The sequence below is a fragment of the Pectobacterium zantedeschiae genome (genome assembly GCF_004137795.1).
Taxonomy (GTDB): domain Bacteria; phylum Pseudomonadota; class Gammaproteobacteria; order Enterobacterales; family Enterobacteriaceae; genus Pectobacterium; species Pectobacterium zantedeschiae.
The window spans coordinates 95,062-116,477 of the sequence record NZ_NWTM01000004.1 but is presented as its reverse complement, the minus strand read 5'-3'; the positions used below and the strand labels follow the sequence as shown (position 1 = coordinate 116,477).

The 21,416-nt window shown below is 50.9% G+C and carries 17 protein-coding genes; 3 read left to right on the top strand and 14 right to left on the bottom strand.

All coding sequences use genetic code 11. The features are described from left to right. The first annotated feature begins 76 nt into the window (after positions 1 to 76). Complete coding sequence (locus CLR69_RS19235; RefSeq protein WP_039484765.1) at positions 77 to 670, top strand: YhgN family NAAT transporter; 594 nt, start codon at positions 77 to 79, stop codon at positions 668 to 670. A 372-nt stretch (positions 671 to 1,042) separates the two neighbouring features. Here CLR69_RS19235 and CLR69_RS19225 read toward each other — a convergent pair whose 3' ends face one another. Next, positions 1,043 to 2,419 (bottom strand): GntP family permease, encoded by a 1,377-nt coding sequence (locus tag CLR69_RS19225; protein WP_131535046.1) that lies wholly within the window; start codon positions 2,417 to 2,419, stop codon positions 1,043 to 1,045. Positions 2,420 to 2,577: 158 nt separating this feature from the next. Between CLR69_RS19225 and CLR69_RS19220 the strand changes: the two genes are divergently transcribed. Next, positions 2,578 to 3,090: a gluconokinase gene (locus CLR69_RS19220; protein WP_131535045.1), complete on the top strand. Its 513-nt coding sequence runs from the start codon at positions 2,578 to 2,580 to the stop codon at positions 3,088 to 3,090. A 9-nt stretch (positions 3,091 to 3,099) separates the two neighbouring features. Here CLR69_RS19220 and gntR read toward each other — a convergent pair whose 3' ends face one another. Beyond that, entirely contained in the window at positions 3,100 to 4,095 is a 996-nt protein-coding gene (gntR, locus tag CLR69_RS19215; RefSeq protein WP_131535044.1) for a gluconate operon transcriptional repressor GntR, read from the bottom strand. Between the two features lie 359 nt (positions 4,096 to 4,454). On the opposite strand from gntR, the gene CLR69_RS19210 reads away from it, so the two are divergent. Further along, complete coding sequence (locus CLR69_RS19210; protein ID WP_131535043.1) at positions 4,455 to 6,251, top strand: glycoside hydrolase family 3 N-terminal domain-containing protein; 1,797 nt, start codon at positions 4,455 to 4,457, stop codon at positions 6,249 to 6,251. Between the two features lie 65 nt (positions 6,252 to 6,316). Here the strand turns inward: CLR69_RS19210 and CLR69_RS19205 are convergent, their stop codons facing one another. The 12 genes from CLR69_RS19205 to glpA form a co-directional block, all read right to left on the bottom strand. Beyond that, on the bottom strand, positions 6,317 to 7,012 hold the full coding sequence (locus CLR69_RS19205) for a pirin family protein (protein ID WP_131535042.1): 696 nt from the start codon (positions 7,010 to 7,012) through the stop codon (positions 6,317 to 6,319). Between the two features lie 208 nt (positions 7,013 to 7,220). Further along, a complete protein-coding gene (locus tag CLR69_RS19200) occupies positions 7,221 to 8,885 on the bottom strand; it encodes an alginate lyase family protein (RefSeq protein ID WP_131535041.1) in 1,665 nt (554 codons plus the stop codon). Positions 8,886 to 8,986: 101 nt separating this feature from the next. Beyond that, positions 8,987 to 9,814: a Cof-type HAD-IIB family hydrolase gene (locus tag CLR69_RS19195; protein WP_131535040.1), complete on the bottom strand. Its 828-nt coding sequence runs from the start codon at positions 9,812 to 9,814 to the stop codon at positions 8,987 to 8,989. A 107-nt stretch (positions 9,815 to 9,921) separates the two neighbouring features. Continuing rightward, the gene (locus tag CLR69_RS19190) at positions 9,922 to 10,779 is read right to left on the bottom strand and encodes a PTS system mannose/fructose/sorbose family transporter subunit IID (protein ID WP_131535039.1); all 858 of its coding nucleotides are present in this window, start codon (positions 10,777 to 10,779) and stop codon (positions 9,922 to 9,924) included. Further along, a complete protein-coding gene (locus tag CLR69_RS19185) occupies positions 10,772 to 11,575 on the bottom strand; it encodes a PTS mannose/fructose/sorbose/N-acetylgalactosamine transporter subunit IIC (RefSeq protein ID WP_131535038.1) in 804 nt (267 codons plus the stop codon). The genes CLR69_RS19190 and CLR69_RS19185 overlap by 8 nt, the downstream gene beginning before the upstream one ends. Before the next feature lie 11 nt (positions 11,576 to 11,586). Next, positions 11,587 to 12,081 (bottom strand): PTS sugar transporter subunit IIB, encoded by a 495-nt coding sequence (locus CLR69_RS19180; RefSeq protein WP_131535037.1) that lies wholly within the window; start codon positions 12,079 to 12,081, stop codon positions 11,587 to 11,589. A gap of 23 nt (positions 12,082 to 12,104) precedes the next feature. Next, positions 12,105 to 13,280, bottom strand: a complete 1,176-nt coding sequence (locus CLR69_RS19175) for a glycoside hydrolase family 88 protein (RefSeq protein ID WP_131535036.1) — start codon at positions 13,278 to 13,280, stop codon at positions 12,105 to 12,107. Further along, complete coding sequence (locus tag CLR69_RS19170) at positions 13,277 to 13,759, bottom strand: PTS sugar transporter subunit IIA (RefSeq protein WP_129708708.1); 483 nt, start codon at positions 13,757 to 13,759, stop codon at positions 13,277 to 13,279. The genes CLR69_RS19175 and CLR69_RS19170 overlap by 4 nt, the downstream gene beginning before the upstream one ends. Positions 13,760 to 13,966: 207 nt before the next feature. Continuing rightward, entirely contained in the window at positions 13,967 to 16,582 is a 2,616-nt protein-coding gene (locus tag CLR69_RS19165; RefSeq protein ID WP_131535035.1) for a sigma 54-interacting transcriptional regulator, read from the bottom strand. Positions 16,583 to 17,282: 700 nt separating this feature from the next. Then, a complete protein-coding gene (gene glpC, locus CLR69_RS19160; RefSeq protein WP_131535034.1) occupies positions 17,283 to 18,494 on the bottom strand; it encodes an anaerobic glycerol-3-phosphate dehydrogenase subunit GlpC in 1,212 nt (403 codons plus the stop codon). Then, positions 18,491 to 19,753 carry a glycerol-3-phosphate dehydrogenase subunit GlpB gene (gene glpB / locus CLR69_RS19155; protein ID WP_131535033.1) on the bottom strand — a complete coding sequence of 421 codons (1,263 nt, stop codon included), beginning with the start codon at positions 19,751 to 19,753 and terminating at the stop codon, positions 18,491 to 18,493. Before glpB ends, glpC begins: the two co-directional genes overlap by 4 nt. Beyond that, complete coding sequence (gene glpA, locus CLR69_RS19150) at positions 19,743 to 21,413, bottom strand: anaerobic glycerol-3-phosphate dehydrogenase subunit A (protein WP_131535032.1); 1,671 nt, start codon at positions 21,411 to 21,413, stop codon at positions 19,743 to 19,745. The genes glpB and glpA overlap by 11 nt, the downstream gene beginning before the upstream one ends. Between the last annotated feature and the right edge of the window lie 3 nt (positions 21,414 to 21,416).

The window sequence follows — 21,416 nt, the reverse complement described above, 5'->3', positions numbered from 1 at the left end:
CACAGGATAACAATGTTGGTCAGTCCATGAAGATGGCCCCGGTCAGGAAATACGGTTTTGGGAGTAAAAAACCAACATGACAGAAATGATCTCTGCAACGGTACTCCTGTTGCTCATTATGGACCCACTCGGCAACCTGCCGATTTTCATGTCTGTACTCAAGCACCTCGACCCCAAACGCCGACGTGTAGTGCTGATCCGTGAAATGCTGATCGCACTTGGACTGATGCTGATTTTCCTGTTCGCCGGTGAACACATTCTGGCGTTCCTGAATCTGCGCACCGAAACCGTGTCCATTTCCGGCGGTATTGTGTTGTTCCTCATCGCGATTCGGATGATTTTCCCTTCTCAGGAAGGCAATAGCAGCGGTCTGCCAGCGGGAGAGGAGCCGTTTCTGGTGCCAATGGCGATTCCTCTGGTGGCAGGGCCGTCGATCCTCGCGGCGCTGATGCTGCTTTCCCACCAGTATCCCAATCAGTTACCCCACCTGACGCTGGCGCTGTTCATCGCTTGGACGATCTCCTTCATCATCCTGTTGATGTCAGATTTGTTCTTGCGGTTGCTGGGTGAGAAAGGCGTAAGTGCGCTGGAAAAATTGATGGGCCTGATTCTGGTGATGCTATCGACGCAGATGTTCCTCGACGGCATACGTGCGTATATGAAGTTATAGGCGTCGTTGCCCCCAGAGTCTTATACATAAATGCGCAAATTATTATGAGGGTTGACGTTATCTGGCGTAAAAATTATGCAGCGGTGGGCATGACCACCGAGTGAGCGGCAGGGACGCCGCGAAAGACTGTGCCGCGCTGGGAGCGCGTCACAGTCGGCTCGAAAGGGGGTCATGAACGCCGATGGCACCGCGTAGCGGCATAATTTAGCCAGAAGCCAGGGGTCATGGGGCGCGCGGCGTTTGAGCCGCCCCATGTCGGGCGCGTGCTACAACGTAGCATGAAAATAACGACATTATCGCGCACGAAACCGTCTCTTAGTCGGCATAAAAAATGTGGCTAAAAGCCCCCTCCACAAGGGGGGGCTAAACACATCAGAGGAAAATACTCCCCACTAACGCAATCAGGAACGCGATGGTGCCGAGCAGCGTTTCCATCACCGTCCAGGTTTTCAGGGTCGTCTTCTCATCCATTTCGAGGAAACGACCAACCAGCCAGAAACCGGAGTCGTTCACATGCGATAGCACGGTCGCTCCCCCCGCAATCGCCACCACGATAAAGCAGAGATCGAACTGACTCAGCCCAGGAGTCGCCGCCACCGCAGGCGCCATCAGCGCCGCCGTGGTCGTCAATGCCACCGTCGCCGACCCCTGCGCCACACGCAGTGCGGCAGACACCACAAACGCCGCCACAATCACCGGCATACCGGTATCCGCCAGCGCGCCAGACAGCGCATCGCCGATGCCGCTGGAACGCAGCACACCACCGAACATCCCACCCGCACCAGTGACCAGAATAATCGAGCAAACCGGGCCCAGCGCGCCTTCACAGATCTTCTCAAGGTGTTTACGGCTATGCTGACCGCTAAACATAATCATGGCGAACAAGACAGTAATTAGCAGCGCAATCGGCGTTTTCCCCAACATACGCAGGAACTGCACCAGACCGCTATCACCGCTGATAACGCCCATTACCGTCAGAGTATTCAGACCGGTATCGAGGAAAATCAGGATTAGCGGCAGCAACAGCACCCACATCACCACGCCAAACGCCGGTGGCGTATGCTGCTCGTCCGCTTTGACTTCTGTCAGGAAGGTTGACGGCAACGGCAAATGGAATTTTTTGCCTGCCCACAGGCCGAACAGATAACCGCCCAGATACCAAGTGGGGAAAGCAATCACGGCCCCCACCAGCACCAGCAGACCAATGTTGGCACCCAGCAGTTCACTGGCAGCAACCGGGCCGGGATGCGGCGGCAGCAAGGCGTGCATAACGGCAAAGGCACCGGCTGCTGGGAACGCATACGTCAGCGTCGAGCCACCAAAGCGTTTTGCCACACTGAAAATAATCGGCAACATCACGATCAGACCAGCGTCGAAAAAGATCGGGAAGCCGAACAGTAGAGAAGCAAGACCCAGCGCGAAAGGCGCGCGTTTCTCACCAAATTTATTGATGAGCGTATCCGCCAGCACATTTGCGCCACCGGTCACCTCCAGCAGGCGGCCAATCATTGCCCCCAGACCAACCAGCAGGGCAACGGATGCTAACGTGCTACCGAACCCACTGAGCAGTGTAGGTACGAGTTTCTCGAAAGGCGTTTTTGTCGCCAGCGCCGTGATCAAGCTCACCAGCGTCAACGCCAGAAATGCGTGGACACGGAAGCGCATAATCAGCACCAGTAACAGTGCGACCGAACCAGCAGCGATGGTTAATAGCACACTGGCGCTATAAGCGGATGTTATTTCTGTCATCGTTAATAATCTCTTTAGGGCACCCAGTCTGGATTGGCTGATTGTTTGTGAGGTGTATCACATCATCATTTGATACCGGTAACATGATACGGGTAACATGTTAAAATCGGGAACCATTAAGTATCATTTAATTTACAGTTTGAGATAGAGATCAAATTATGTCAGGTCGAAGCATTATTCTGATGGGCGTATCAGGCAGTGGAAAATCCTCAGTTGGCGCTGAACTTGGCCGCGCCATTCAGGCAAAATTTATTGATGGCGACGATCTGCACCCGCGCGCCAATATCCAGAAAATGGCCAGCGGTACGCCGTTGAATGATGAAGACCGTGCACCGTGGCTCGAGCGACTTAGCGATGTCGCCTACAGCCTGGCACACAAAAACGAGACGGGCATCATCGTCTGTTCCGCGTTGAAAAAGCGTTACCGCGATCGCCTGCGCGAAGGGAACGAAAAGATGGTGTTTATCTATTTGAAAGGCAGCTTTGAACTGGTTCTGGAGCGCCACAAAGCCAGAGCAGGCCACTTCATGCCGACAGACCTGCTGAAAAGCCAGTTCGATGCGCTGGAAGAACCGGGCAGTGATGAACAGGATGTCCTGAAGGTCGATATTGACGGCACACGGGAAGAAGTCGTGCAGCGCTGTGTTGAAGCACTGCGCGCAGCAGGCTAATGACGCGACTTAGAGGCTTTCGCCGTCCAGTAGAGTAAAGCCGACATCGACCATCTCCTGCTCCACTGGCTCGCCTCGCAGGCGGGCCAGCAGGCGCTCGGTGCCAACGCGACCCATGTGTTCACGCGGCGTCAGTACGCTAGCCAGCTTCGGCACCATCGCCTGCCCAATGTCGTGTCCGTGGAAACCGGCTACGCCAATATCTTCCGGTACGCGCAGCCCCTGCCGCTGGCATTCAAACATCGCACCGACGGCTAAGTCGTCATTGGTACAAAACAGGCTATCAACCTGCGGGTATTCCGCCTGCGTCTGTCGCAACAGCTCACCACCGAGCGAATAGGAAGACGCCCGCTCGCTCATCACACAATAACTTTTGAGATCGCTTTCCCACATCGCTTGCTCGTAGCCCCGACAGCGCATGAGGGTTCGCTCATCCTGTCGTGCGCCGAGATAGACGATATGACGATGCCCCAGCGCCACCATACGTAATGTCATCTGGCGGGCAGCTTCGACGTTATCAAACCCGACGGCCATATCCAGACAGGGTGAAACGGAATCCATCAGCTCCACCACTGGAATGCCAGCGACGTCCAGCATCTGTCGCGTTCGCGGTGTGTGGGTGCGTTCAGCCAGAATAAGCCCGTCAATGTGATACGACAGCAGTGAAGTTAGACGCTGTTCTTCTCTGTCAGGATGATAGCCATAGTGCGCCAGCATGGTCTGGTAGCCATGCGCTTCCGCCGTGCGTTCAATCCCACGCAACACCTCAGCGAAAACCTGATTGGTTAATGATGGCAACAGTACGCCAATCGCCCGGCTAGTCGAGCTGGCGAGCATATTCGGTGCGAGATTAGGGATGTAACCCAGCTCATCCAACGCAATAGCGATCTTTTCCTGCAAGGCGGCGGACACCTGAGCGGGGTTGCGCAAATAGCGGCTCACCGTCATTTTGGTAATCCCAACGCGGTCAGCAACATCCTGGAGAACGGGTCTTTTCTTCTTCATCGTCGACTAAAAATGCCTGAAAAACAGTAAGCTAAGTCTAGCAAAAAAAACGTAAAGAAAGTAAAGGTGGAGGGGAATAAAATAATTAACGTGTGCCAGAAAATACGCAATGCCCTTTAAGTATTCATGTTGATAATAACGACTCAGCTTATTTTAGCGCGGCCCATCCATTACCCCGATGCCTAAAAATCAAACAACTCACTAATTAAGATTAATATTTACTCTTTTTTATACTCTATTTAATAGATTTTCAGAATATTGCTGTCTGATATCTGAATATAAAAAATGACAGGTGAAGCTATAGCACTCAAATATTACTTCTCTGTCATTAAACCCTGGTCTGAAAGAGGAAATATTTTATGAATATTAAACAGAAAATAAAGGCAATGACGCTGGAAGAGAAAATCGGACAAAAGCTCATGCTGGACTTTCGCTATTGGGATCCAACGGGAAAAAGTAAACAGGACATGACAGTTCCCGATGAAACGGTAGGTAAACTAATCACGGATCACCATATTGGTGGCGTGATCCTATTTGCCAACAATTTGAAGGATAAGCAGCAAATTAAAAAACTGACCGCGTGGTATGCCGCGATGGAAACCTGTGGCGGCGTCCGACTATTCATTAGCACAGATAATGAAGGGGGAAACGTTTTCCGCCTACCGCGCGGCGATTACGCATCATTTCCCGGCAATATGGCACTATCCGCAGCGATTGAAGGGGGTTCTGATATACAGATTGCCAGCGAACAGGGACGTCTGATGGCACAAGACATGATTTTTATGCATATCAATACCAACTTTGCACCGGTCGTTGATGTCAACACGAACCCTTTCAACCCAGTCATTAACGTGCGCGCTTTCAGCGACGACGTGAATACCGTTTATCGTTTGGCGGAAAAAATGACGGCAGGCATGAAACAGCAAGGATTGATCACCGCTTACAAGCATTTTCCGGGGCACGGTAGTACATCCACGGATTCTCATACTGGTCTGCCTCGCGTTGACCGCTCACGAGAAGACGCCTTTGCCATCGATATCATGCCTTATAAACGGGCGATTGATAACCAGACAGTATCGGATATGGTCATGACGGCTCATATTCAGTATCCGGCACTGGATAACGATCAGATTACTACACGTAGCGGTGAGAAAATTACGGTGCCTGCGACCATGTCACATGCGATCCAGACTGATATCCTGCGCGGTGAGTTGGGTTATGCTGGTGTGACGATTTCAGATGCACTGGATATGGGCGCGATTGCCGATCATTTCAGTCAGGAAGACGCTGTGCGACAGGTGTTCACCGCTGGCGTGGATATCGCCCTGATGCCCATCAGTATTTCATCTCCTGAGCAGGTCAAACTCTTGCCAGACTTGATCCAACACATTGTGGACATGGTGAAGAAAGGGAACATCAGAGAAGCTGAAATTGATGCATCGGTAGAGCGAATTTTAACCCTCAAAGCACGGTATCACCTGTTATGTAAGAAAAAACGAGCCGTCGCTGACGCTTCTTCTACATGGGGATACAAGGTAGAAAAACACATTGCCGATCGTTCCATAACCGTGGTGATCAACCAGCAATCACTGTTGCCATTAAAAGACAAAACCCTACGCTATTTTATCCTGACGCCTTGGGGAGAGCAGGCCAAAGGCATCGCAGCGGTGATGACACAGGAGGGATACCTGAATGTGGTTGCAGCAAAGGAAACGGAACTGACCGATGCCCAAGTCAGAGATCATATTTCCAACTGTGACGTATTTCTTCTCGGGACGTTGTCAACCAGCTTTACGCCAGTTGAGCAGGATGGCACCGCCACCGCACAAGCAAAAGACGGTGTCGCGAATAACCCTTACCCTAACTGGTTACGACATGCTACCAATCTGGGAAAAAAGCGCGTTCACCTTTCACTACGTGCACCGTATGACATTATCAACTACGCTGGCGATGTTAACGCTGCTGTGGCGACGTATTCCTATTACGGGTATGACAACGGCAGCTGGCGTGGTCGCTCGATGATTTCTTTGGCAGAGGTACTGACAGGTAAGCGCGCCCCACAGGGAAAACTCCCAGTCAATATCTGGCAATACTACGATGTGGAAACGAATACCGGTACGGTGGCGTTTTCCAGAGGGTTTGGGCTGAGCTGGTAATGTGGCTGATGAAATAAGCCCGCGTCCTTTCCTACGCGGGCTTATCCGTTATTTCTTAACCGTCGTTATACTGGCGGCAAATCAAACAGCAGAATTTCGCTATCTTCGCTGGCGTGTACGGAGATCGCCGTTTCGTCCCACACTGCGAACGCATCGCTGGTTTCCGCTTTTTGGCCGTTAATCTCTACACTGCCGCGAACAACCTGAACCCAGACGCGCCGATCGGCCTGAATCTGATACACCGATTGCTCCTGCGCTTTCAGTGCCCAGCGCCACAGCATCATGTCCTGAAAGACTTTCAGCGAGCCGTCACGCGCATCCGGTGACAGCACCAGTTGACGCCCTTGCTGCACATCAAAGCGCTTCTGTTCGTAGCGCGGCGTCAGCCCGGTTTTTTCCGGGATAATCCAGATTTGATACAGGTGCAGCTGTTCATCCTTGCTGGCATTGTATTCAGAGTGACGAATACCCGTTCCCGCACTCATAATCTGGAATTCGCCCGCTGGCACCTGCTCTTTATTTCCCATGCTGTCCTGATGCTCAACCGCACCGGATAAAACATAGGTCAGAATTTCCATATCTTTGTGCGGGTGTGTGCCAAAGCCCTGACCGCCTTCAATAAAGTCTTCATTAATTACGCGCAGTGCTGAGAATCCCATGAAATCAGGATCGTAATAATCGGCAAATGAGAACGTATGCCAGCTGTCGAGCCAGCCGTGATTCGCATGTCCGCGATCTTGCGCTTGACGTAAATAGATCATGTTCTTTCCTCCCGCGTTTTTGATAAGGAAAGTGTAACGGGCGGAGGTAAATAAGATAGCGCAAAAAACTCACCGCTCTGTTCGAAAAATCAGAACGGGATGCCGCATTGGGAAATGGGGTACAACACACACTCATTTGTATGGAAAAATTGTGTATGGAACAATTGTGCACGGAACCAGAGGTTCGCTCCGGTTCCGTATTCGAGTATTACTTAACAACACCTAACGCGGTAGGATCGGGATATAACATCATCCAACGGCCATTATCATTGTTAACGCTGGTTCCGGTTGCTGAAAGTTGATAAGTATCAGCATCCATTACAACATAGCGACGGTTAGACACGGCAAGTAACGTACCGTTGCCATTACCCGAATCGGTATAAATAAATGACTCGCTGTCGGTCACATTGTCAGCAGATGCTAATAAACGCCCATCAGAGGAGACAGAAATATATTTCCCTGTCTGTATCGAACGAAAAGCGAATCTATTCTGATTAATGTAAACAGCCTGAATGCCACTATTTACCGACGGATTGACCCCATTCACGATAATTGGCGCGGAAGCACCGGTGATGGCAGCCAGCGTTCCCGTGCTATCTTTATTCAGAGATTTACTGACGGACTGCAATACAATATACATATTGCTTGAAGAAGAATCTGTCGCATTGATTAATCCTTCATAGGAAGGATGATCAAAATAAAACTTACCTATCGGCATACGACTAATGACTTCTTTAGTGTAAGGCAGTTTGGTTTCAGACACGCCAGCTGCGGTGAATAAGCTGAGAATACCACGATATATTGGCCTAAACTCGCCACGAAATGCAGAAGAGATGGTCAGTCCTGGGATCCATGCGTGCCCTTTTCCCATGTCCGCAAGCGTATAACCTTTGCCAGGAATCGGCGTATAGGGAACTGTATATCCCAGGTTATATTTCGCTGTATACTCCGCCGCCTTAACGAGTGGATAAGTATTATTCGGGTAGCTCACCATATCTGCGCCATTAGTGTGATATTGGCGCTGGTTATAGCCAATCTGTGCGGCCATCACTAATAACCCTAATCCACCTTGCGCATGCGCCTGATCCCGGCCACTCTCCTGTAGTTGCCCATTATCATTTTGTACATAATGGATAACCGAACCGTTGCCTTCCCCCTGTTTAAAGTAAGTTACGGCATTGTCATATATTTCAGAATCGTTCAGCCAGACACCTAAGCTCAGATGAAATACGGTGTCAGCAGCATCCCAGTTGCCATTCGCCCAGCCACCGTTCACCTGACCATATGTTTTGGTTAAGGGGTAAAATACGTTGCTCATCATTTTACTAAACTGCGCAATATCAGCCGATGACCAGCCGCTTTCGGTGTAACGCAAAATTTCAGCCGCATTAAGCAATTTATAGCCATAAAGACTGGCGGCAAGCTGGGCGTCATTACCCTTAATTGCCGTCAAGGTCGTTGACCAACCGTTAAGAATTTTTATCGCTGCTTTAGAATAGACAGGATTTTTTGTAATAGCCCATTCAATTGCGAGGGACAATGCGGCTGAAGCACTATTCTGTAATTCGCCATTTCCCGCGCTGCCATTAGTGGGATCGTTTCGGTATACCACCGCTTTTGGCGTGACCGAATAAGTTGAGCTTGCCAAATAGTGAGCTTGCAGCAGTTGCCAATCCGTATACCAAGGCTCTTGCTTATTATCGACTCCCGTCTTCATTCGCGCCAAATCAGCTTGCGTATAAAGCATGCCTGGATGCAGGAACGCTTTATCATTGGCGGCCGCGTGACTCACCGTTAGTCCGCCTAGAAACAAACTAAAAAACATCATTATTAAGAAAAATATACTTTTCTTCTTACTGAAGCAGATATCCATACACAGTTTCCTTTTTATTGATAGACCACAGAAATCATGGAGCAGTAGTTACATTGATTCTCTACCCTAAATAATTCGAGTTACAGGAAGACGGCACGCTATCAACCAATGCCACCATTTTTTGGGATCACGTAACGTTGAAGCGCGACAGCCACGCCTTCGTTGTCATTATTTGTCGTTACCCAGTCCGCAATCGCTTTAATCGTTGGCACCGCATTACCCATCGCGATCCCCGTTCCCGCGAATGCTAACATCTCTCTATCATTTTCCTCATCGCCTATCGCCAGAACAGTCTCTGGAGGAATAGTAAGATAGCGAGCCAACGCCTGACAGGCCGCGCCTTTGTTAACGCCATACTGCATGACTTCAAAATAGTTAGGTTCACTACGCACGAAATAATAGCAGCGGGAAAGAGATGAGGGAACGCGTTCGGTCAGAGCATCAATCGTGGTTCGTCCCTCAATAAACATCATTTTTGGCGTTTGTCGTCGGGAACGCGTTTCCCAATCTGAAGGCAGGCTAACCATCGGCATACGGCAGTATCGCAGAGCACCTGCGTCAGGTGGAACGGGCCTGCTGGCGACCAACTGCTGCCCATCAATTTGGTAGCATTCCAGATTCAGGCTACGACCAAAGTGCGTCAACGTCAGAATATCGTCATGTTCTAGAACATGGGCGTTAATCATGGCGGATTCTTCCTGGCTCCAGGTCAACGCACCGTTACAAGCAATCGCCCAGCAACGAGGGCCGACTAACGCTAACTGCTCCATGAGTTGCAACACGCTGGGCAGCGTTCGCCCTGACACCAACGCAACATGAAGCCCCATAGCGAGAGCCTCTTGCAGTAGCCTGCGTGTCGCTGGCGTCACTTCTTTTTGTGAAGTCAGCAACGTGCCATCCAGATCAATAGCCAGCAATTTAAATCTCATTGCCTCTTCCTGCTCATTATCGCTCTTAACGCGAACGAGAACGCGGGATATCAGCACCCCGCGCCACCTAACGGTAAGTATCCTCCCTTAAATGAGGGAGGATACATTTAGATGATGCCAACACCTGCCGCGGCAAAGCCTGAGACAATTAACAGGATAAGCACCCGATTCGGGCTGACTTTTTTCTGAAGCAGTTTGAAGCACCCCAGAACCAAAAGCAGTGGGATGAGGCCGACACAGATCTTGTCGAGGATCTCCTGCAAGACGAAGGGCTGACCCGCGATGGTGGTTTGGTAGGTCGCAGTAAACTTCACCATACTGGCGCTCATCGCTCCAACCATCATCAAGCCCATAATCGACGATGCTTTGGTAATGCAGCCCAAAAGACCTGACTGGGTCGCTTCCGCAATGTATTTCGACCCCAGCCGATACCCCATTACCCCGCCATAATAACGAACCAGATAGCTTGGAATGTTGTAGACCAGCAGGAAGAGCAAGGGACCAAGCGGATTCCCCTGAGAGGCCAACCCTATCGCAATCCCGGTCGCGATGATGCGCAATACGCCATAGAAGAAAGAGTCTCCGACACCCGCGAACGGCCCCATCAAGGCGACTTTGATACCGTTGATACTGGATTTATCAAAATCGGGGTTATTGGCGTTTTCTTTTTCCATCGACAGCGTCAACCCCATAATGAAGGGAGCCAAATGCTGGTTGGTATTAAAGAACTGGCTATTACGCTTTAACGCATCAAGATAACGATGCGGGTCTGGGTAGATTTTTTTCAGCATCGGTGCCAGTGCCCAACCGTAGCTCAGCCCTTCCATACGGGTAAAATTCATCGATCCCAGTAGCTGAAACTGACGGAAAAACAGTTGGCGAAACAGTTTTTTCTCGCTCTTATTATCGCTGTATGCGCTGACGTTATTTGTTGTGCTGGTATGGTTGGTTTGGATATCAGTCATTGAAGAACCCATCCTTATCGTCTACAGATGCCGTAGGAGTAACAGCGGTATTCTGCTTGTTAGCTTTGAGTTGGTTGAACTCGTTAAAACACAGGTAAACAGCGACAGACGCGGCGATAATGGCGATCCCCATGATCGGCAGTTTTAAGTAGGCCGCCATGGCAAAACCGATAAAAAAGAAAGCCGCGATATTACGGTTCCACAGCGCCTGAAGCAGAATGGCAAAGCCCAGAGCAGGAAGCATGCCGCCTACCGCCGTCATGCCACGCATGACGGTACTTGGGATACTTTCCACCAAACTACGGATGACATCCGTACCGTACAGCACACCAAAAAATGCGATTACAGCAAACGGTACGCCGTAGAACAGAGTCATACCCAACGTCATGCCGAGTGCTGCACGATCCCTTCCCTTTTCAAGCAGAGCGTCATATTTCTCGACCAGTCCGGTGTAAATCAGTTTCTCAACCTGATAGACGAAGACCGCCAGCAAACTGATGGGTAATGCCAACGCTACGGCAACGGCGGGCTCTGCATTCGTTAAAATGGTAAAGGCCGTAGCCAAAACCGATCCGACCGCAAGGTCGGCAGGCACCGAACCCCCGATGGTGATAGTGCCGAGGAAAATCAGCTCTAACGCGGCACCAATAATAATTCCCTGCTGGAAGTCGCCCAGAACGAATCCGACCATCGCGCCACACACCAGCGGACGCTCAATCAATGGCTGCCCCAGCGTGTGGTCGGCAAATTTGGCGATATACATCACCAAAGCAATAAGAAGTGCTGTTGTTAACATGGTGACCTCGCTTAATGAGCGTTATCCAGCATCTCAATCAGGTTTTTTATCGGATGTGAAGGTAAGACCTGATACTCCACCGCAACGCCACGTTCAGCAATTGCATGGAAATCAGCCACATCCTCCGGCGTCACATACACGGTGTCGCTAATTCTCGCTTTTGCCGCCAGGTTGTCGGTAATACGCCCGTAGTTCGCAACGTTTAAGGTTTTTATCGCAGGAACCTGTTCAATCAGACGTCGGGCATCAGCAGCGTTATTAATGATGATCAGAATTTTCATACTGTCGGATCGTGCGTCATTTAGGACATCGGCGGCATCCGCCACCGTCATAATGGCGCATTTGGCCGTATCTGGAGCGGCCATGCGTAACGACATCTTTTGTACGTCGTTATTCACAATCTGATCGTTCGCAACCAGAATGCGATTCACTCCGAGGTGTTTTGTCCAGACAACGGCGACCTGTCCGTGAATCAGACGATCGTCAATACGAATAAGAGAAATCATGCTGTTACTCCTGTTATTAGAATCTACCAGTAGGGTGTCCAGGTTCGGGTAAGGCGTACCAGGGCTTCGAACCAGAAATAGTCGCCCCAGAGATTGGGTTCGTTAATTCCCATGTTGCGGCCAAAGTTATAAACACCTTCACGCAACAGCCCATCAGCGTGATGAGCAAAATAGTGCTGACGCAAATTCTGCGCGATCTGCGTGATGGCATGGTGATAAGCGGGACGCAGCGGATCGGTAATCGGTAGTTGCTTAAGCAGTTCCGCCATCCCACACACCGCGATCGCCGCCGCTGAGGTGTCACGAAATGCGTTATCCTGCGGCGTGAAGATAAGATCCCAATAGCAGACGTAATCTTCCGGCAGTCGGTTGAGAAAGTAGTGAGTCAGTTTGCGCGATAGCTCTGTAAGCTCGCCCGCGCCGGTGTAGTTGAAACCCAGCGCAAAGCCATACATGCCCCAGGCTTGACCACGCGACCAGCAGGAGTCATCGCTAAATCCCTGATGAGTATCGCCATGCAACGGGCGGCCCGTGTGAATATCCATATAAAAGGTATGGAAGGTTGACGCATCGTCTCTGACCAAATGGCGCGCCGCTAAAGTAAGATGCCGCTGTGCAGCCTGCCGATAGCGGGCATTTCCCGTCTCATTAGCAGCCCAGAACAAAAGGGGGACGTTCAGGTTACAATCAATAATCATGCGTCCCTGACGTGCTGGGTCGCTGAGATCACCCCATGCCTGAATCACACCGGCGGTTTCGTTATAGCGTTGGTAAAGCAGTTCAGCAGCACGCAGCGCGAGTGAGCGGGCACGCTCATTCCCAGTAAGACGCCAGGCATTCACGCAAGACAGCAGGTACAGGAACCCTAAATCGTGGGTATCAACTTTGATTTTTTTATCCAGACGCGCTTCAAAGCTGTCCAGTAATCCTTCCGCTACCTGACGATATTTATTATCCCCGGTAACCTCCCAGGCCAGCCACAACATGCCGGTCCAGAACCCCTCCGTCCAATCGACCTTCTCAACCACAGGATAGTGACCATTGTTGGCACTGGCCGCAGGAAACGTTTGGCTAAAGCGCGGCAACATTTCATCCAGGCGTTTCAGGACATCCTGAATGGCGTCGCTGAGCCATGCCTGAGAAAGCGGTGGTTGGCTTGCCTCGTAACGCGTATCCAAAGTTTCAAGAACGATTGTCATTGCGCAGGCTCCGTAGTAAAGAAATCGTCGGAGCTATCCTGCCCAGGGGTAAAGTTTGCTTCACGCGCGGCCTGAAGCTCTGGAATGGTATTCATATATTGCATGCCTTCTACCGCCATCGTGATGGCCTCACGTACCCGCACGGCGGTATCGCTGTTTTCAGACAGGCAAAATGCCATCAGCATAATCAGATTTACGCCGCTGATAACGTGCATATGCGGATATTTCACCATCAACTGCACGGCAGTGTTATTCACACTTCCACCTTGCATATCGGTAAAAATAACCAACTCATTGCCACGTCGCGCCGACTCTTGTGCAATGCTGCTGAAACATTCGGCCAATTCAGCCGTAGAGCCAATATCGCCACAATAAGCACAAATAGGTTGAATCGCATGATCCTCGCCAATCAGTAAATTCAGGGCGGATACAATCCCTTCTGCGTATCGGCCATGACTGGCAATATAGATTTCTCGCATAGCGCGTTCCTTAATATATTTACGGCAACTGGAAGCATTAATGCACTTACCATGCCATGTTTATATTTTATTGTTTTCACTGGTTTTTATTGGCGCTATTAGACGCTAGAAATACTGTCTAAATCGGTATGTTGGGATGTGTCGAAAGCTGTGCTGACGTATTTATGTCAGCACAGAAAAATGGGGAAATACTCGGATGTCACTACATCATTGCAACGCGGGGTCAGAGGAAATCCAGGGCTCCATGATTTCATAAATCATCAGCACTTCGGTCAGTGGAATGACAATATGATATTTTCGATTAAGTACCTGAAAAAAAGTATCGTGAACGTCAACAAACGCCAGCTGCGCTGCTGTCAGTTCTGAATCATCGCGATGACACATTCCTGTATTGACCATCACCCGCTCAATCATCAGCGCGATGTGCATAAAAAGATTAATACGCAAATAGCTTTCAAAATGAATTTTATAAAAAAATTCATACTGCTTAATAACGGCTTCGACTTCATCAATAATAATTACCGGATTCAGAAAATTAAGACGTCCGGCAACGCCTTCGACTGTAAATAGCTTAACCACCTCATCAATCATCGGCTCCATTCCGCCGGGGACGAGCAAATCGGTAAAGTAATCCCGATGCAGAATATCAACCTTCTCTTTTATCAGTTGCTCCACGCTAATAATAGGGATGTAACCCGCATCAAGATCGGTCGTGGTAATGACAAGTCGCGTACCATTTAATGCCTGATCGGCCTTTGATAGCTTATATTTTAAATCATCATATTCCATCGTAACGATATCTATCGTATCGGAAGCCAGATAGCGGAATACAATATCTTTTAATTTTCTGGAAATGCCTTCACCGGATATACATGAAATAATAATTTTGTTACCAGCCAGCATACCTGCGTAATAGCGTGTTTCGACCTCATAGGCACCTTTTACACTGTCGATAATCTCTTCCATTGACAGCCGATACTGAATTTTAGATGCAATATCCAATGCCATCGCGGTGCTAACATTATTAATCACAAGCAGCTCGCCATGCAGATGCAGTTTTATTTCCTCATAGATTTCTTTCAGCGATCCCATATCGACCAAGATGATCAACCCCGCACGCTGTTTAATACTATCCAAATGCGCGATCAACATATCGATCATCTCACGCGTCGAGGTCGAATGGGGCATATCAAACGCTTTAAAGTAGTATCCCCCGGTTAATTGGTTGGCAACTCCGGCAATACTGGAGGCCGTGGATCGACCGTGGGAGACAATAACGCCCTGAATCAGGTCATCATCACCAGATAATTTGTTCATCGCACAGCTCAGCAGCGGCATAAGCAAAGGATAATCGGTGTTTGTCACAAATTTTTTCAGCAAGGACGTACATTCAAGCGCCAACAGCCTGGCTTTTGAAGAAACGTAGTCGGTGATGGATGAAAGCTCATTGATGTGCCGATCTTCCCACGTATTACTCATGACGTAGTGAAGGCAAAGCCAGACCGTTTTTCGATAATCCGCGTTGCATTCGATACCCGTCTGATTCTCCAACTCATTGATGGCCCGCATCGTGTTTTGCCAGATATAACCACTGTAGAGTTCATCTTGCTGAACGGTGCAATTCAGTGTTGTGAGCAAATGTTCGAGCTTTCGATTTAGCAGCAGGGTATTACCACTGTGGCAAAATTCTTTGAATATCACGTCATCCCGCATCGCTTTTGGCAACAGAGAGGAAATATCGAGGGAAGCTGAAGGTTTTCGCGCGGAAAACACTAATGTCTCCCCATTCATCTGACCAGGCAGGGAAGACTGCAATTCAATAAATTCTGCATGTTGGCTTTCGCTCCACGCACTGGCACACATCACCCTGATTTGGTTTTTCAATTCACCAATATTGCCCCGGATAGGAGAGGCCACCAGCTGGTGCATCAACAGGCTATCCATATGAATATCGCGGTTCAGATCGCGCGCTTCGCGGCGTAAAAAATATTCTACCTGAGCAACGCGTTCTGTTAGCGGACGGGAAATAAAGTTTGGTAACGCAATACGGACGGGAATCCGCCGACGAAAAGTATTTAGCAAAACGGTATCGACATTTTCCGTCGTGGCAAAAATAAAACGAATGGAGGCCGATTGGCGGGTTCGGTTATCCCCCAGGCGATAGAAGTAGCCTTTATCCATAAATAAAAACAGCTTTTCCTGATTTTCCGCGGATAAGCGATGCACTTCATCAAGAAACAGGAAGCTACCATCGGCATCATCAAAAGCCCCTTTTTTATCACGGTCGGCACCGGTAAAAGCGCCTTTAATATAGCCAAACAGCGTGGCAGAAAGCAGTTCAGGATTATTGGCATAGTCGGCACAGTTCAGCTCTATCAAAGGCTTGTCCGAGGCAACAATGCCGCGTTCCTGCGCATAGCGATGGATAATGGCGGCCAAATGGCTTTTCCCGACGCCACTCTCTCCAGACAGCAATATCGGTAGCCCTCGGCCAGGATAATTCACGGCGGATCGGCAAGAAGAGATCGTTTTCTCCAGGCTTCCTCCAGCACCAATCAGCTCGCTAAAAACATCGTCATGCTTTATCTGTACAGTGACATCTGGTGCGGCTTGCGGACGTCTAGTCTCGACATAAAAACGGACAGGACGAGTATTTTTTTTATGGAGTTTGCCCTCATCGCACAGGCGATTAAGGTAATGGCTGATAACGCTGCGGCTCACCTGAATAAAATCCACACAGTCCAATGCCGTGAACCCATGAGTATTGCTGGCATAGTGCGTGATGATGCTTTGGAATAATTTATCTTTTGCTGACAAAGCCATGAGCGGATTCCACCGTGGTGAGCAAGACAGCGTCTATCCATCGTTAGACACTAGACACTAAGAATTCATTGAACACTAATGACTATCTGCTCTACGGTGAGAAAATGAAACGTCGTTTTTACTTTGTTGTGATCGCCTTCGCATCCTGAATGCTGCTGAGTAAACGAGCCCCAAAGATACCTCAGGGAAACAATCGCCAACGCGATGTATCGGTTCAACACCAGAGAATAATTGATGGCGATGGAATCAGAGCAAGGGATTTCGGAAGGCTAAAGCAGGGTTGTCTGTCTAGAAACGTTGATCGACAGGCAAAAAAAAGCCAGCACCCGAGCTGGCTAAATAATACTGGAAGCAATGTGAGCAATGTCGTGCCTTCACAGGGAAGCTGGATCGTCGTGAACACCATTAACAAATCATCGTTAAACAATTCATCATTAACACAGGTACATGACATCGTTCCCCGGAACGCACAGCAATAATAATCATTATCATTCGCACTTGTAAAGTTCTTTTTGCGATAAATTCTTATTCTCAATAAGGATGGGGGAACAATGCATTTTACTTAATGCGAGCGCTTAAAAACCAAGATACGCGGAGCGGCCACGGGGCGAGGTGTCCCAGCAGGAACCCCATCCCCGTGTTTCTCCTAAAATGAGGAGTAAGTGATCTGTATTACCCGTTTTGCTCCGCTTCTGCTTTTTTACTCTGGCTGCGCTAATGACCTCGCCAACAGTGTGATCGGGTGTTCACACCGTTTGCTGGTTGACATTTCAATCTGCCATTTACAGGTTTCGCAGTCCGTTACCACGATATCAACCCCGCTCTCTTCAATCTGCTGGAACAACGGAGCGCCAATGCCTTGCGACGTGGCGTAATTCTCTTTTTTAAAGCCGTAGGTGCCCGCAATACCGCAGCACTGGGAATCCAACATAACCAGTTCAAGACCGGGGATGCGTTGCAGTAGCGCCAGCGTGTATGCCGTCCAGCCCATTCGCTCCAGGTGGCAAGGTGTGTGATATGCCACCCGCAGCGGTAATTTACGCAGCGGCAGCGTTCGCCCCTCTTCTTCCAGCAGGCGATAGAGCTGGCGCGTCACCAGTTCGACACCATCGCGTACGTGGCCGTTATCCACTCCCAGCAGATGTGGATATTCGTCCCGCAGCGTGAACGTACAGCTGGATGACGTCGCGACCACCGACAGAGATTTCTGATTAATCGCCTCATCCAACGACGTGATATTGGCGTGCGCCTGCTTTCTGGCCTTGTCATGGAAACCATTGGCGATCAGCGGCACACCGCAGCATTTCTCTTTATTCAGCAATTGAACGCCAATGCCCATCGCGTTAAAGACCTGAACCAGATCTTTGCCCAACTGTGGATGGTTATAGTTCACATAGCAGCCATGGAAGTAAGCGATCTGTTCATCATAGGCCTTCTGCTTTGCCGCCTGCTGGCGATACCAGTGCCGGAAGGTGCCAAACGAATATTTTGGCAGTTGGCGACGATGGTCGATTTTCAACGCTTTATCCAGCAGTTGGCGCACCGGTTTCAGGCTGGTAGCCGTATTGACCAGCGGCGCAAACGGTGTAGCAATCGCCCCCATGAAGTCGGTATGACTCAGAATCGCGTCACGCAGCGTTGGCTTATGGTTGCTGTGTGTCGCTTTCGCACGCTGAATAATGTCACCGATTTTGACATCCGACGGGCACGCAACCTCACAGCGTTTGCAGTTGGTGCAGTATTTTAGCGCATCGTCGTACAGTGCCGGATCTTTACGCCGCAGGCGTTCACCGTCCGGCCCAGCCTGTTTCGGACCTGGGTAAAGTGGATTCACGCGCGAAACCGGGCAGTACGTGGTACAGACCGTACATTTGATGCAATCTTCAAAACTGTTATCGCTAAGCAGGCTCATAGGTTGCCCTCCTTCAAAATCTGTTCGGCAACATGGAGTGCGCTGAGCAAGGACACCCCCGCTCCGCATCCCTGCAAAATCGGGTCGAAACCTTCCAGCACCGCCCCAATCGCATACAGATTGTTGACCGTTTCCCCCCCGATACGCGGATGCAGGTGTTCATCGACGATCGCGCCAAATTGCATATAGGGCTGCGGTGCAAAGACATCCTGCTGGCTCCAGCCTTCGCGCTGCTCAGCAAACCGAACGTCCAGCCCAAAGACTGGTTCGGTCACTCGATCGAACTGCGTCATCAGTCCGTTACTGAAGAAACTGCCGCTCGCCAGCACCGCGTGCTTCGCCCGCAGCGGAATATCACGATGATGATGGCTATGGACGGCAATCTCCTGTGAAGACAGCGATGCACGCACCGCGCGATCGCCCGGCATCACCATGCCACCCAGTTGACGAAAACGCCGTGACAGCGCTTGATGCAAACGTAAGCCGAGTACTGACGGCGGTAAGGTCGGCAGCAGCAAGACAGGTTTACCCAATGCCGTCGCCAATTCACTCACGATCTCGGGGCTGTCCAACCCCAGACAGGCAGGCATGATGATGGCATCGTTACCGTTGGCCAGAAGTGATAGCTCTTCCAGCAGCGCCGCACGATTTTCTGGTCGATCCAGCACACGAGCGATATTTACCGCGCGGAATTCGCTGGGGTTTTGACGTAACCGATCCAGAACAGGCAGCTTGAGCTCATCGCTACGTGCTGCGATACCCTGCGTCTGAAGCGTACCAGCGACAATACGTGCCTGAAAATCCAGAAAACCTTCAATACCGGCAATCAGCGGGTTGTCGCCAAAACGGGAATCCGGCAAACCACGCGTGACGCCGTCAACCGGGCTCAGCCAGCATGCACGAAATTTCCCTAACGGCGTCATACGCCAGTGGTTCTGCTGATGATTACCCAATAGGGAGATATTGCTGCGTTCCAGCAACGCCTCGACCTGTGGCAACAGTGCGGCAACCGCCGACGCCCCCATACGAGAATAGGGGTGATGAGGTGCCTGACTCGCTAGCTCGTCCAACGCAGCGAGCGGTTGGCTAACGGGCTGCCCGTCAGGAAGATGGGAGAGTAAATCCAGCGCGCCGGAAGAAAAATGCAGGGCATTCTGCCCAGCGCTGACAATCGCACAGCGTTTTCCCTGCTCTGCCAAGCGGATACCACAGGTCAGCCCTGCCAGTCCTCCGCCGATAATCACAACGTCATAGCGCATGACGATCCTCCTGACTGTCGCTGGCCGTCAGGCCGCACAATCCCTGATAAATCCAACTGGTAAATTCGCTTTCACGCAGCGCATTGCCCCACGCAATCGGACGAATGCCTTTCCAGCGTTCGTTCAAAAATTGGCTGAGCTGCGTAAGCGACTGCTCCGGCGTCGCGGTGCCCAGACGGCACAGCAAGCCTGCCGCACGACAGGCACACAGTTCACCCTGACAAGTACCCATACCAACACGAGTACGCCGACGTAAATCAATCAGGTTATTCACCTGCAATGATTCCACGGCGTAGCGCACTTCACCGGCCGTCACGGCCTCACATTCGCACACCAGACTGCGGTCCAAACGCTCGCCGGACAGCATCCGCCCGGCTCGTTCACCGTGGCGATAAACCGCCGAACCGCGCAACGGCGCAGAGAGCGGTTTTGCAGCAGGATAAGCTGACAGGGCATGGGGAGTAGTTTTCACCTCCGTCAGCGATTCAGAACCGGGCAGCGGCGTCTGGGCCGTCGAGCAGGCAACGTCATGTCCCAGCTTTTTGCAGATAGCGTCCGTCACCCATTCCGCCATCAGACGATAGGTCATCAGCTTGCCGCCAGTGATAGTAATAAATCCTTCCAGCCCGTCACGGCTGGCATGGTCGAGCAGCACAATGCCACGGCTCACGCTACGCCCGCTGGGATCGCTATCGCTGGCAACCAACGGCCGGACGCCCGCATAGGCGCGTAGAATTCGCGTACTTGCCAGCGCGGGAGACAGCATCGAGCCCTCCCGCATCAGCGTTTCCACTTCAGCAGGCGTCACCAGCATATTGTCGATCTGATCGTAGTCGATGTGGGTTGAGGTCGTCCCAATCAGCGAGATGGTATCGCCCGGCACCAGAATGTCGGCATCCGCCGGTTTACGGCAGCGGTTGATCACCATGTTGTTGATGCGGTGTCCAAGAATCAACAGCGCACCTTTTGCCGGGAACATGCGCACACGCAAATCGGCATATTCCGCAATGTGTTGCCCCCAAATGCCACCCGCGTTGACCACCACCTGCGCGTATATTTCTGTTTCTATACCTTTTTTATGGTCGAAAACGCGCACACCGGTAATACGATCGCCCTGACGAATCAGCCCGATGACCTCATGATAGGTCAGCACTTCCGCGCCGTGCTCGCAGGCATCAATCATATTGGCCGCCGTCAGGCGAAAAGGATCGACAGAACCATCCGGCACCCGCACCGCACCAATCAGCGTCGGGTTTGCAGCGGGTTCCAGCCGCAGCGCTTCCTGTGGCTCCAGCGCCTGTGCGCGAATCCCCGCCTGTTGGCAAGCGGTAATGAACTGCCCCTGCCAACCGAGATCGTCTTCCGGCAAAGTGATAAACAGTCCATCGGTAGGTTCAATACAGTGCCGGGCAATCCGCCGGAGAATCTGATTCTCTTCAATACATTCTCGGGCAGACTCGCCATCGGTTACCGCGTAGCGGGCGCCGCTATGTAATAAGCCGTGATTACGTCCGGTCGCGCCGGTCGCAATATCATAACGTTCAAGCAACAGGCAGCGAAGCCCACGCAGGGCACAATCCCGTGCCGTACCCGCCCCCGTCGCACCACCGCCGATGACAACCACGTCAGTTTCTCGCCAGTTCCCAATGTTTTGCTTCATGTT

Excerpts from the sequence above, each read along its gene's own strand:
- CLR69_RS19235 (WP_039484765.1), top strand. The coding sequence starts at position 77 with ATGACAGAAATGATCTCTGCAACGGTACTCCTGTTGCTCATTATGGAC.
- CLR69_RS19225 (WP_131535046.1), bottom strand. The coding sequence starts at position 2,419 with ATGACAGAAATAACATCCGCTTATAGCGCCAGTGTGCTATTAACCATC.
- CLR69_RS19220 (WP_131535045.1), top strand. The coding sequence starts at position 2,578 with ATGTCAGGTCGAAGCATTATTCTGATGGGCGTATCAGGCAGTGGAAAA.
- gntR (WP_131535044.1), bottom strand. The coding sequence starts at position 4,095 with ATGAAGAAGAAAAGACCCGTTCTCCAGGATGTTGCTGACCGCGTTGGG.
- CLR69_RS19210 (WP_131535043.1), top strand. The coding sequence starts at position 4,455 with ATGAATATTAAACAGAAAATAAAGGCAATGACGCTGGAAGAGAAAATC.
- CLR69_RS19205 (WP_131535042.1), bottom strand. The coding sequence starts at position 7,012 with ATGATCTATTTACGTCAAGCGCAAGATCGCGGACATGCGAATCACGGC.
- CLR69_RS19200 (WP_131535041.1), bottom strand. The coding sequence starts at position 8,885 with ATGGATATCTGCTTCAGTAAGAAGAAAAGTATATTTTTCTTAATAATG.
- CLR69_RS19195 (WP_131535040.1), bottom strand. The coding sequence starts at position 9,814 with ATGAGATTTAAATTGCTGGCTATTGATCTGGATGGCACGTTGCTGACT.
- CLR69_RS19190 (WP_131535039.1), bottom strand. The coding sequence starts at position 10,779 with ATGACTGATATCCAAACCAACCATACCAGCACAACAAATAACGTCAGC.
- CLR69_RS19185 (WP_131535038.1), bottom strand. The coding sequence starts at position 11,575 with ATGTTAACAACAGCACTTCTTATTGCTTTGGTGATGTATATCGCCAAA.
- CLR69_RS19180 (WP_131535037.1), bottom strand. The coding sequence starts at position 12,081 with ATGATTTCTCTTATTCGTATTGACGATCGTCTGATTCACGGACAGGTC.
- CLR69_RS19175 (WP_131535036.1), bottom strand. The coding sequence starts at position 13,280 with ATGACAATCGTTCTTGAAACTTTGGATACGCGTTACGAGGCAAGCCAA.
- CLR69_RS19170 (WP_129708708.1), bottom strand. The coding sequence starts at position 13,759 with ATGCGAGAAATCTATATTGCCAGTCATGGCCGATACGCAGAAGGGATT.
- CLR69_RS19165 (WP_131535035.1), bottom strand. The coding sequence starts at position 16,582 with ATGGCTTTGTCAGCAAAAGATAAATTATTCCAAAGCATCATCACGCAC.
- glpC (WP_131535034.1), bottom strand. The coding sequence starts at position 18,494 with ATGAGCCTGCTTAGCGATAACAGTTTTGAAGATTGCATCAAATGTACG.
- glpB (WP_131535033.1), bottom strand. The coding sequence starts at position 19,753 with ATGCGCTATGACGTTGTGATTATCGGCGGAGGACTGGCAGGGCTGACC.
- glpA (WP_131535032.1), bottom strand. The coding sequence starts at position 21,413 with ATGAAGCAAAACATTGGGAACTGGCGAGAAACTGACGTGGTTGTCATC.